Here is a 12,679-nt window from a genome sequence, read left to right as displayed (position 1 = left end):
CGCTGCAAAAACAAACACATCGGAAAAGCTTTCGCTGTGGTTTTGCAATCCTGGAAAATATAACTTTTAGTTGATATCCCTTTACATAGCTCGCCGGCGAAAGACCCCCGGAGCTGTTCCGTTTCGGGATAATGGCCTTTTCCCACCGAAATAAACCATGTTTTTCGAAAAGCCGCGTTTCTCCCGGCATAGCGGCATTTTTCTACGGCCAAACCAGCGAAACGGACCGCCGGACCACCGCTCGCGACATATATATTCGGGATGGGCGCCGATGTGTTTAGCCCGAATTGATATCTAGGAAGCGCAATTTTTCTGCGGCACAGTCTGACCGTCGCTGAACGGCGGCCGATGGAAAGACACCTCCGGCCTTGACGTGTGTTTGAAAACGCCGGTTCCTTTTCAAGAAATATGCAAAGCGAAAAAGACGAAAGCCACCGCGCTCCCCATCGGAGCGAGGAACGGATTTGTGCGCCGTTTTACCGAGTAGCGCACAAGGGCTGAACGAAAAGAGCCCGGTCACGGGTCAATACCGAACCGCAGATGATGCGTACCGAGTGCATCTGCAAAACCTCAATCTTAATGCTACCCGGAGCAAGCGCGAAAAAATCCCGTTTGAGATGAGAGGGATTTCGAAAGCTGCTCCGAGCTTTTCGGAGGAAATCGAAATGGGTTATAATCCAAAGTCCGGCGACGATATCACCAAGATCGGCGCGCTTTCCGATGGTTTTGCCAACACGGCGACCAACGACGCCAAGGTGGAAGACAGCAACGTCGGCACCGCAAACGGTGAAAACCGCAACAACGACAACAGCGACAACAGCACCAATGTGGATGTTGACGCCAAGGTCGATGTTTCCGCCAATAACGGTGACAATCGCGACAACGACTATGACTGGAGCTATGACAGCAAGTCCTATAGCGACAACGACACGAGCACCAAGACGAGCACCGAAACCAACACCGATATCAAGGTCGACTACGACTGGAGCTATGAAAGCAAGTCGTACAGCGACAACGACACCAATGTGAAGACCATTACGGATACGGACACGAAGACGTCCAACTATTCCGACAACGACACCTCCACCAAGACCACAACGACCTCCGACAGCTTCAACTCCGCTGACAGTTTCTACAAGTCGGATGACGACTTCGGCAACATCACGGGCGTCAAGGATGTCGGCAATCTCGGCATCGCCGGCGGAGACCTCACCTTCAACCTCGGTGACGACTTCTCCTTCACGCTGGACGTTGACAACATCCTCAACGGCTCGCTCAATGGCGACGGCAACGACACCGGCTTCAGCATGGTGCAGGCCAACCATCTGGCAGATCAGGATGAGGCCTATGACATCAAGATGCAGAATGGCGGTGCGGAAAACCATCTGAGCGCCAATGCCGGTGACGCCTTCGGCGCCGAAGGCATCGACGGCAAGGGATGGGACCTCAAGGCCGGCGACGACGCCGCAGGTACCAGCACTGCAGATGCATCGGCAATCCTTGCAAATTCCGGCTTCCATCTGGAACTGGTGCAGGGTGCCAATATGCTCTCCAACGCAGTTGACGCCACGATCACAGGCGGTAACTCGCATGTTTCTGACGTCGGTGAGGATCACTCCTGATACCCACCTCTTGACGAAAAGAGCTGCACCGGCACCCGCCGGTGCAGTTCGCGGTTGAAGGACCGGGTTTGCGTAAAACGAAGCACCGCCTCTGAGACGTGTGCCATGCGCAGCCCCAGGCTCTGCCGCGATGATCAGGGAGGGACCTCCAATGCATATCGACAAGATTTCGGACATGATTGCGCATTTCATCGGCCTGTTCGACACGGTGATCGAGGATGCGCGTCTGAGAACCAACTATAGCGAGGGCCCGGCACGTTCTGATCCGGACCGCCTGCCGGACGATGAAGCGGCAAAGCTGCTCGACAAGAACTACGACGTGCCGCTGCAGGACTACGACCCCGGCGTCAAATACAGCGCCGGCTATTATGATTTTGACTATATCCGACCGCATTTCGCCCGCGCTGTCGAATACGACATGCAGCAGCTTGCAAATGCCATTCCGGTCGATATTTCCGCCGCACATTTCCGCTTCCCGGGCCGCCTTTCCTTTGAGGAAGAATATGAACTTGTGGTTCACCCCGGCCCCGGCTCGGTCATCGCGCATGTAGCGCAGGTCAATATTCTTCAGGACGACGACTATCTGAACATGACTGATGGCCCCTATGTGTGGCGCGACACCAGCTTCGTGACAGAGCGCACCGTCGAGTTCTACAATGAAGCAGCTATCTTTACGCCTTTTTCCGTTTTCCAGCGCACCGATAGTTACGATGCGCTGCAGGCGCTCGCCAAATCCGCGCACGACTATATCGACCATGCCCGCGAAAACGATGTCACCTCGCTTGGCACCGGTGCGGACCAGGATTTCGTTTTGGCCGGCAACGATATCGACGGTCTTTACGTCAATGGCTCGATAGCCAGCGAAAAGCCGATGCTTGATGACTACATGCCCGATCGCGGTATCGCCAAGCCGCCGGAAGAGCCGGAAAAAAGCGATGTTTCGCTGCATGAGGATAGCCCGGCCGGCAACAGCCTTGATGTCGCCGCAGGCGCCAACGTCGTCGCCAACATCGCTACTCTGGTCAATACAGGCGTCATGACTTCGGTGACCGCCGTCATGGGCGATTATCATCAGATCGACGCCATCACCCAGGCCTATATCTATAGCGACCGGGACGAGATCGACTCCGTGTTCACACACTCGGAAGATCAGGCGGCGACGGTTGCCTTCAACATCGCCAGCTTCGAGCGCACCATCTATCCCGGCGCGGAAAACGCCGCAGCGGACAGCCAGGAAACGGGCGCCCCCCCAATATTCCCCACCGCCTGGCGTGTCAGCGTGCTGGAAGGCGACGTTTCCTTCGTGCACTGGATCGAGCAATACCAGTTCGTCAGCGACAACGACACGATGACGATAACCACCTCGGGCGCTACCGTCAGTCTGCTGACGGGCGGCAACGCCGCGCTCAACATTGCGAATTTCCTCGGCATCGGCATGCAATACGACCTGATCATCGTCGGCGGCAATGTGCTGGACATGAACCTGATCAGCCAGATCGCCGTGCTTTACGACAATGACTGGGCGCGCGCCAATCCCGATGCGCCTGATGGCGCCACCATCCAGTCCGGCAACAACCTTCTGTGGAACGATGCCGCCATTCACAATGTTGGCAGCAACGACCGTTTTGAAACCATGCCTGATTACATGACGCAGACGGTCAACGCGATCAACGCGCGCGACCCCAACATGCCGGATGCGCTGGCTCATGACGTCAATTTCGCCGGCTATGAGGGGCTGAACGTCCTCTATATCACCGGCAATCTTTATGATGTCAGCATCATCAAGCAGGTGAGCGTGCTTGGCGATTCCGACGACGTGACGCAGGCAGCCGCCAAGGTTCTCGAAAACAACGAGGACGCCACCGTCCACATCGATACCGGCAGCAACGCCGTCGTCAATCTGGCGCAGATCGTCGATTACGACAGCTTTGGCTCCACCACCTATGTCGCCGGCGGCGTTTATTCCGATGCCATCCTTATTCAGGGCGGCATCATCGAAAACGACACGTCGCAACCCCAGCAGGGTCAGCTGGCAAACGAGGTCATCGCCTTTCTTCACGACGATCCCGCCACCATCGAAAACGAATCCAATGGCGTCATCAATGCCGGTCACGACCTGTCATGGTCGAACGGACATTCGGCCGACGTCATGCAGGCGGTGACCGCGTAGATTTGGCTGGCGGGGCGACAATCGCGTCCCGTCACGGCCGAACCGCAAACACCGTGAGATCACCGAGGGGACCGATAAAAAATGGATCATATTTCAAGAAAAACCATTGCCGACGGACGCTCGCTGGACTTGCCGCTGGATCAGGAGGCGGAAGACAGCAAACTAACGGACGCCTGTATTTCAGCCATCAATGAAGCCGTCGAAAACCTGCGCCAATTATCCGGCGCGGAACAGGCCGCAAAAACCATTTCATCACCAACGCAGATCATTCCCCCACAATCTCTTCCCCAACCTCATGCAAAAATAGAACAGGCGGAACAGCTGCGCGACGTTCCCCCGGAAAAGCCGGCGCCTCAGCAGGACCGGCAACCCGTCTCTCCGCCGGAACCACATGCCAAGATCGACAATACCGACCTGCCTTTCGTCAAGACCATCGATAACAATGAAGGGCCGATCCGTGAAAACGAGCGCCGGCCGGTAACGGGTGGTGGCGGCAAGGAACCGACGGACAATGGCGGTGGTGGCGGCGGCGGCGGTGGTGGCGGAAGCAAGAGCGGTTTCCATAAGCGCAGCGAGCCGATCAACTTCGCCGCAAGTCTCGCCAAGGGCATCGCCGCCGTGCGACGCAACATGGTGGTGGTGATGCTGTTCACCGTCGCCATCAACGTCCTGCTGCTCGCCATCCCCCTTTATCTGTTCCAGATTTCCGACCGAGTATTGACCAGCCGCTCGATGGATACGCTTGTCATGCTGACGGTTGCCGTGCTCGGCGCGGTTCTGTTGCAAGCCTTCATGGACGCCATCCGCCGCTTCATCCTGATGCGAACCGCCGTCGAACTTGAGGTACAGCTTGGCGCGCCGATCCTTTCGGCCGCCGCCCGCGCCTCCCTGCATGGCAGCGGCAAGGACTACCAGACATTGCAGGACTTGCAGCAATTGCGTTCGTTCATCACCTCCGGCACCCTGATCGCCTTTCTCGACGCACCGCTGATGCCGCTTTTTATCGTGGTGGTCTATCTCGTCCATCCGCATCTCGGCATCATCATCATGGTCTGCTGCGCCGTGCTGTTCATCATCGCCTGGCTGAACCAGCGCTTCACCGCGAGACAGTTTTCCGAGGCGTCCGGTTATCTCAGCCGCGCCAATTTCCACCTCGACTCCATGTCGCGCAATTCGCAGATCATCAATGCGCTGGCGATGATACCGGAAGCGGTGAAGATGTGGGGGCGCGAAACCGCAGGGTCCCTGAAATCTCATGTCGCGGCGCAGGATCGCAACATCATGTTCTCGGGCGTTTCCAAGGCGGCGCGCATGATCACCCAGGTGGCGCTGCTTGGCTGGGGCGCGCATCTGTCGCTATCAGGTGAACTGACCGGCGGCATGGTGATTGCGGCCTCCATCATTTCCGGCCGTGCGCTGGCGCCCATCGAAGGGGCAATCGAGGGCTGGCACCAATTCAACAAATCGGCCGCCGCCTATGGCCGCATCAAGCAGCTTCTCGTCAATTCGCCGCTGAATTTCCCGCGCCTGCGCCTGCCCAATCCGGAAGGGCGTCTCGACGTGGAGCGCATCCTCTTCGTGCCGCCGCCGCAGAAGAAGGTGATCCTGAACGGCATCTCCTTTTCGCTGAAAAAGGGGGAATCGCTTGCCATCATCGGCAATTCCGGCTCCGGCAAGACGACGCTCGGCAAGATGCTGGTCGGCTCCATCCTGCCTACTTCAGGCAATGTGCGCCTTGACCTCATGGATCTGCGCAACTGGGACCAGCGGCAGTTCGGTGAAAGCATCGGCTATCTGCCGCAGGACGTGCAGCTTTTTCCGGGCACCATCAAGGCCAATATCTGCCGTATGCGCGACGATATCGAGGACCGGCAGATCTATGAGGCAGCTGTGCTTGCGGATGTGCATGAGCTGATCGCCGGTTTTCCGCAGGGCTATGAGACCGTGGTCGCCGCCGACGGCGCGCCGCTTTCCGGCGGCCAGAAACAGCGCATCGCGCTTGCCCGCGCCTTCTTCGGCGACCCCAAATTCGTGGTGCTGGACGAGCCGAACTCCAACCTTGATACGCAGGGCGAACAGGCGCTGGCCAAAGCCCTGCTGCACGCCAAAAGACAGGGCATCACCACCGTCACCATCACCCAGCGCCCGGCGCTTCTTCAATGCGTCGACAAGATCATGGTGCTGAAGGACGGATCGGTCGCCATGTTCGGCGAAAGGATGGATGTGCTGAAGGCGCTTTCCGGCAATGGCCGCCCGGCCAGCCAGTCCCCGCAGATCGAGGGTTGAGGACCGTCATGTTCAAGAAGAAAAACGCCGTTGCCGAAATCAAACCCCAGGGCCAGCTCGAATGGTATAGCGAAGTGCCGCGCTCGATCCGCCTGCATAGTTCGATCGGTCTTGCCGTGCTGCTCGCTTCCTTCGGTGGTTTCGGATTTTGGGCCGGCACGGCACCGCTCTCCTCTGCCATCATCGCCCAGGGTAGTTTCGTCGCCACCGGTAACAACAAGGTCGTCCAGCATCTCGAAGGCGGTATCATCAAGGAAATGATGATCAGCGAAGGTGAAACAGTCAAGGAAGGCGACGTTCTTCTGACGCTGGACAAGACGACGGCGCTTGCCAATGAACGCATGTTGCAGATGAGACGGCTTCGCCTCGAAACCATCGTCACGCGTCTGCGCGCCGAAGCGCAGGGGGAAAAGGGCTTCAAGGTGCCTGATATCGTCATGAAGGAAGCCGGCGATCCTGACATCAACGCCATCATCCAGAGCCAGAACATCGTGTTCCACAGCAAGCTCGTCAAGCTGGAGGAACAGCTCAACCTGATCGACAAGAACATCCGGTCGCTGGAGTTCCGCTATGCGGGTTATGACGGACAAAAACAGTCCTTCGACCGGCAACTGGCGCTTTTGACGCAGGAGCGCGATTCCAAGGAGAGGCTCGCGAAGGATGGCGTCATTCGCAAGACCGACATGCTGGCGCTGGAGCGCGCCATTGCCGATGTGATGGGTGACATCGCCCGGCTGAGCGGCGAAATGAACCAGAGCGAGGCGGAGATCGCCAAGTTCAGGCAGGAAGCGATCATCGCCGTCAACGCCAACAAGCAGGCGGCGCTCGATGCGCTTGAAATTGCTGAATCCGATCTAGACAGCGTGCGCGAACAGGTGCGCGGCGCAGCCGAAGTGCTGGAACGCACCATCATCCGCTCTCCCGTCAACGGCACCGTGGTGCGCGCCTATTATCACACGCCCGGGGGCGTCATCACGACAGGCAAGCCGATCATGGAAATCCTGCCCGCCCATGTTCCCCTCATCCTCGAGGCACAGGTGCTCAGGACCTCCATCGACCAGCTGCATGAGGGGCAGACCGCCGCGATCCGCCTCTCGGCACTCGACCGCCGCACCACACCGGTTCTGAATGGGAAGGTTTTCTACGTTTCGGCCGATAGCATCGAGGAAAATGCCGGCCTTCAGGTCAAGGACGTCTATATCGTGCGCGTCCAGATACCTGACGAAGAGATCGCCAAGGTCCATAATTTCCATCCCGTGCCCGGCATGCCCGCCGACGTGCTGATCCAGACCTCGGAGCGTACCTTCTTCGAATATCTGACCAAGCCGATCTCCGACAGCATGTCCCGCGCCTTCAAGGAAAGATGAAGAGATAACAGGGATTTACACTGTCAATCCTGCCCCTGTCGGCATATAATGCCCGTATAATTCTTTTGGGGTGGGAGAAGCGGGCATGGCGGTGATGTCGGACGTATTGCTGCTGGTCGGCAGGCTGAATTACGTGTGGACCAACACCGAAAGCCTGATGATCTATCTGATCGTCCATCTCCTGAAAGTGGAGAAGGAAGCGGCCATCGTCGTGTTCCTGACCCTCAACACCACGCGGGCGCGTATGGATCTCATCGAGCGCCTGGCGAAGCTTCCCTCCACCGATGCGAAGGATCGCAAGACCATCCTCTCCATCATGGCGCGGCTGAAGAAGGAAGCGAAGACGCGCAACAAATACAATCACTGCATCTATTCCTTCGACGAGAAGGGCGAAATCGCCAGCACACAGCTGATGCGGCTGGTGGAGGACGACAGCCAGGTGCGTTACGGCAAGGTCGAGCGCATGGACGAGAAGGAAATCGGCCAGCTGGAAAAATCAATCGCCGACATCGTCGAGGTCAGCAAGGACATGTGGAGTTTCATCCACGCCAGTCCGCATGTCTCGGCGGATTATCTCTAGGCTCTCGTCTGTAACCGCATGCCGATCGCCGGGTGACGCTCGCTACCCTCTGCGGCCCTTGCCGGGAGGCACAGTTTCCCGGCTGCAAAATAAAGCAGGAATGAGCCTATCTGGTAGGGGAAGATGATGTCGATCTCCACGAAGGAACGCACGACAAACAGGGCGCAGATTGCAAACAGGATGACGCCCTGCGGGTCGCTCTTGCGCATCAGCACCGAGCGCAGATGCCCGAGCAAAGTTCCGTAAAGCACCATGGCAAGCAGGAGCATGCCAACGAACCCGTTTTCCACCACGGTTTCGATATAGGTATTATGGAAGTGGAAGCCGGTGCGGCCGGTAATGAAGAAATCGTTCCACAGGCGTTCGGCATCGGGAAAACCCGCGACCCAGAACCCCTGATAACCAACGCCGAGGATTGGCGTCTGTTTCGCCGCCTCGATGCCCTGCTGCCAGAGATAGGTTCGGCCGGTCAGCGTCGAATCCTTGCCGAAAATGCCGAGAATGGCGTCGAGCAGGCCGAATTGCAGGGAAGCGACCACCAGCAATGCGCCGAGTCCACCGAGCGCGAAAAACGTCATCTTTCTGTTCGCCGGCGAAAGCATGCCGATGGGAATGAAGCCGATGATGAGGGCGACCACCGCCGCCGTGGTAATAGTGGATGTGGCCGATTGCGACGCAAGGAGGCTATAGGCCGACAGGAGCCCGGTGACGCCGGCAACCGGCAGCCAGATGCCCCTTTGCTTGAGCACCAGCACCGACGCGGCGGCAAAGATGACGCCGAGCGAGGCATAAAAGCCGAGCTGGTTCTTGGAGGAGAAAGCGCCGACGAAACTATAGGTGCCGTCAAGCGCATCAAAGAGGTAGATGCCGAACAGCAGCGAATAGAGCAGAACGACGGCGATGCCGATAAGCGCGCCACGCGTCAGCGTCCGGATCGAGATCACCCGCATCGCGATCAGCGCGCAGACGATATGCGTCATATACTGGATGGAGGCGCGCATGGTCACCGACGCAGCTTCCGACCAGAAGCTGGACAGAACCGTCAAAATGCCGAAGGCGAAAATCCACAGATAACGCGGATAGTTGCCGAGCACGCGCCGGTAATCGACCACCACCAGCGGCAGCCACATGCCATAATAGGCCAGAACCGAGATTTGCCCGAAACGCGACGAATAGGCGAAAACGAAGAATGACAGCGCAACCGCCGTCATTCCGTAGATTTCATTGCGTTCGGGATCGATCAGCGCCGATTTGGCGATCCGCATGAAAACCTCACTGCATCAGGATTTCGGACGAGACCTTGATGACGTCGCCGGGCTGGAGAAGTGCGTTTTCATCCACCTTCACTTCCTTCGGCTTGCCGTTTTCCTCACGCACCACGACATAGCTGATCGTCGCGGACTTGCCCGACGGATCGAAACGGATCGCTTCGGCCGATTGCGCCAGTGCTTCCGACATCAATTCGCGGCTGGTGGTCAGCTGCAGATTGAGCTTGTCGAGTTCCGCTTCGGTGTCCTGCAATTCCTTGGAGCGCTGCGCCACCCAGTCGTTGCGCAGGTTGATTTCGTCCTGCGTCGCCTTGTTGATGTCCTGCTTGGCGCGCAGCGACTGCGTATCGATATCAAGCAGGTTGGATTCCACCTCCGCCGCACGTTCTTCCGCAGAAATACGCCGCTGCGACAACGCAAGCCCCTGCTCGTTCAGCCGGTTGACGCGGTCGCGGTCCTCATTGGCAAGCTGCAGCTGGCGGTTCTGTGTCTCTGATTTCTTCTTCAGGGATTCAACTTCGCTCTGCAAAAGCGCATGCAGGTCGGTCAGCGCCTTGAGCTGCAGGGTGTAACGGTCGGTTCGCGATTTCATCAGCGCGCTTTCGCTGGCCAGCAGCACGTCGATCTCACTGATTTTTTCCATTTCAGGCGTCTTGGCGATGGTCGTGTCACCCTTGACCTCGGCCACCAGCCGCGCCTGACGCGCGAGCAGCCTTGCCCGCTGGTTGTCGTAAACCGCGGCATCGCCACGGGCATTGATGAAGTCACGGGCAAAACGCTGCCCGGCGTCGGAGCGTCGCAAGCCGCCGGCAAGGCTGACGGCCTTCAGCACGGTAAGATTGGCGGCATAGGGATATTCACCCGGCGTCTGCACATCACCGCTCAGAAAGATCGGCCGGAACTGGGCGATTTCGACGGAAGCCGAAGGCAGGTTGCGAAGGGCGAACTTGCTCTGAAGCTGCGCGCCGATCTGTTCGCTGACCTCCGAGGGCGTCTTGCCCGCGACATCCAGCTGCCCGATGAAAGGCAGAGACAACGCACCAGACGGGCCGACGGAATAATCGCCGTTGATGACGTCCCAGTTGCGGATGCTGCCATCGGCAGGCTGCCACTCGGCAACGCGGATGCGCAGCTTGTCGGCGGTACCGAGCTTATATTGAGCGCCATCCGCAGCCAGTGCGGACAGCGGCGCGGCAAGGGCGACGGAAGCGGCAAGAACGAGGGCCACAAACGGGCGGTGGGCGGCAGCAATAAGGCCGTTCATCGGGAAACTCCCTGTTAGCGGATCGCCATGCAGGCGGTCCGGCCGTCGCGCAACCGGGCAAGGCCGGCTGCGCAGCGCCGCAAAAAGCGGCCGGTATGATTAGCACCAATGACGCACCCAAAGACCGGACTTGGGATCCCGGTCGGGGTGCGTGTCGAAACGAAGATCGATAAAGCCGAACTCAATATCGGTTTTCAGTAGCTTCCGCGTGAAAGGCACACGGCGGGAATGGTCTTGACGATGATGAAGACATCCTGCCGCATCGACCAGTTCTGGACATATTGCGTGTCGAAAGCGACGCGGGTCTTGTAGGAGACGTCGTTACGGCCGCTGATCTGCCACAGGCCGGTCAGGCCTGGACGGGTGCTGAGATAATAAGCGGCAGCACTTTCATAATAGCTCAGTTCCTCATCGACGATCGGGCGTGGGCCAACCACGCTCATTTCGCCGCGGATGATGTTGAGGAGCTGCGGCAGTTCGTCAAGCGAGAGCTTGCGCAGCACGGCGCCGACGGCCGTAACACGCGGATCGTTCTTGAGCTTGCGGGTTGCGCGCCATTCTTCGGCGGCTTCCGGATTGGCGGCAAGATATTGCCGCAGAATCTCATCGCCGTTCATCGCCATCGTCCTGAATTTCAGGCAATGGAAATAGCGGCCATTATGTCCCACACGCCGGTGGCCATAAAAGATCGGGCCGGGATCAGACAATTTCACCAGCGCGGCGATCAACAGGAATATCGGGCTGAAGATGAGCAGCGCAAGTGCAGCCGATGTCATATCGAAGCTGCGTTTTGCGATGCCCCCGATAGGGAAACTGACATCGAAATCTTCGGAGCTGCTGAGTGTCTGTTCAGCCGATTGGGTCGCGGACTTCATAGAGAGAACTCCATTTATGTTTTGCGATTGGTCGGTGCCCGGAGGCGCGTCTTTCCGTCTAAAAGAGATAACAAGTCTGTGTTCGGAATTTGATGCTAATGGATTTTTTGTAAGGCACATTGCCCATAACCGTCTATGCGATTTCTTGCGCGAGCGGCCGATTAACGTCCGGGCAATATTAACGGTTGCATAAAAAAGCAACAAATGGGCGGGCGGCCATGTGTTGAGAGCATGGGTGTCGCGCCGGCATGTATTGGGTTTTGTGCCGTCTACAGTCTTTTCTTATGTGTTTCTTATGACTTGCGCAGATGAGACAGGAACGCCAAGAACAGACATGCCCGTAAAAGACTATTAAAGTTTGTTGCAGCGCAGCAAGATTGTGGCAATGCATATAAAATTTGACATATTGGCTGGGATTTTTTTGCCCGACATTGCCACTGCGCCAATAAAAAACGATGGAAAAATCGCAAGAAGGGCGCAAAGACGGCAAAATAGTGGCGCGACAGTGCATTCTGATCATGGCAGCTACGCAAAAATGCAAGAGCTGACAATCGAATTCTCTCCACCTCACCCTCTCAGCCGTTTCACGAGCGGCGCTAAGCGCCAAATCCGCTGGAATCAGAAGGTTGGCGGAGTGCAAGCGCTGATGACCTCGCACGGTACGGGACCCACACAACGGAATCGGTGCGGCCTGCGGCTTTCGAAATAATAGGCATCCCCCGGCCCGAGCACCCGCCTCTCATCATCGACCGTCACTTCCAGACGCCCGGAGAGGATGATGCCCCCCTCCTCGCCATCGTGAACCAGCGGCACCTTGCCGGTATCGGCGCCCGGCTGGTAACATTCCTTCAGGATTTGCAGGCTGCGGCCGAAAACATTTTCGCCTACCTGCCGGAAGGAGATCGGCCCCTTGCCGATTTCGACCAGTTCATCCGCCCGGTAAAAGGCCTTCCGGCTTGTCTCCGGCTCGAAAGCGAAAAACTCGGCAAGGCCGATCGGTATACCGTCAAGAATGCGCTTCAGCGCACCGACGGATGGATTGGAGGTGTTGGATTCGATCAGCGAAATCGTCGAATTGGTGACACCGGCACGTCTTGCCAGTTCCCGCTGGGAAATATTATGGCGCAGCCGCAAATGTCGTAAACGTCCGCCTATATCCACCGACATGCCCGAGCCCCCGTTGCCCTTGTTCGAAATATCGAAAATCTGTGTTGAGGCCTATAGCATTTTCAATGACTTGGCCACAG

General features: G+C 57.8%; 9 protein-coding genes. 5 read left to right on the top strand and 4 right to left on the bottom strand.

Annotation, left to right across the window (positions count from 1 at the left end; genetic code table 11):
- Positions 1-665: 665 nt before the first annotated feature.
- The 5 genes from DA915_RS22470 to DA915_RS22450 all read left to right on the top strand — a co-directional run bounded on the left by DA915_RS22470 (position 666) and on the right by DA915_RS22450 (position 8,025).
- The gene (locus DA915_RS22470) at positions 666-1,622 is read left to right on the top strand and encodes a hypothetical protein (RefSeq protein WP_003506352.1); all 957 of its coding nucleotides are present in this window, start codon (positions 666-668) and stop codon (positions 1,620-1,622) included.
- A gap of 151 nt (positions 1,623-1,773) precedes the next feature.
- Entirely contained in the window at positions 1,774-3,792 is a 2,019-nt protein-coding gene (locus DA915_RS22465; protein ID WP_107677364.1) for a hypothetical protein, read from the top strand.
- Positions 3,793-3,873: 81 nt separating this feature from the next.
- Positions 3,874-6,078, top strand: a complete 2,205-nt coding sequence (locus DA915_RS22460; protein ID WP_087745624.1) for a type I secretion system permease/ATPase — start codon at positions 3,874-3,876, stop codon at positions 6,076-6,078.
- An 8-nt stretch (positions 6,079-6,086) separates the two neighbouring features.
- Positions 6,087-7,445 carry an HlyD family type I secretion periplasmic adaptor subunit gene (locus DA915_RS22455; RefSeq protein ID WP_003506347.1) on the top strand — a complete coding sequence of 453 codons (1,359 nt, stop codon included), beginning with the start codon at positions 6,087-6,089 and terminating at the stop codon, positions 7,443-7,445.
- A gap of 85 nt (positions 7,446-7,530) precedes the next feature.
- Positions 7,531-8,025: a hypothetical protein gene (locus DA915_RS22450; protein ID WP_003506345.1), complete on the top strand. Its 495-nt coding sequence runs from the start codon at positions 7,531-7,533 to the stop codon at positions 8,023-8,025.
- Here DA915_RS22450 and DA915_RS22445 read toward each other — a convergent pair.
- From DA915_RS22445 to DA915_RS22425, 4 genes are all read right to left on the bottom strand, one after another.
- Complete coding sequence (locus DA915_RS22445; RefSeq protein ID WP_107677363.1) at positions 8,022-9,290, bottom strand: O-antigen ligase; 1,269 nt, start codon at positions 9,288-9,290, stop codon at positions 8,022-8,024. The two genes, DA915_RS22450 and DA915_RS22445, sit on opposite strands and share 4 nt — an antisense overlap.
- A 7-nt stretch (positions 9,291-9,297) precedes the next feature.
- Positions 9,298-10,557 carry a polysaccharide biosynthesis/export family protein gene (locus tag DA915_RS22440; RefSeq protein WP_080864885.1) on the bottom strand — a complete coding sequence of 420 codons (1,260 nt, stop codon included), beginning with the start codon at positions 10,555-10,557 and terminating at the stop codon, positions 9,298-9,300.
- A gap of 194 nt (positions 10,558-10,751) precedes the next feature.
- Entirely contained in the window at positions 10,752-11,432 is a 681-nt protein-coding gene (locus DA915_RS22435) for a sugar transferase (protein ID WP_107677362.1), read from the bottom strand.
- A 618-nt stretch (positions 11,433-12,050) separates the two neighbouring features.
- Positions 12,051-12,599, bottom strand: coding sequence for a cupin domain-containing protein (locus tag DA915_RS22425; RefSeq protein ID WP_003506334.1), 549 nt, complete (start codon positions 12,597-12,599; stop codon positions 12,051-12,053).
- Positions 12,600-12,679 lie beyond the last annotated feature (80 nt).

The organism is Agrobacterium sp. LAD9 (assembly GCF_003031125.1).
Taxonomy (GTDB): Bacteria; Pseudomonadota; Alphaproteobacteria; order Rhizobiales; family Rhizobiaceae; genus Agrobacterium; species Agrobacterium radiobacter.
The sequence above is the reverse complement of the archived record's forward strand: the minus strand, read 5'-3'. Positions and strand labels throughout refer to the sequence as shown.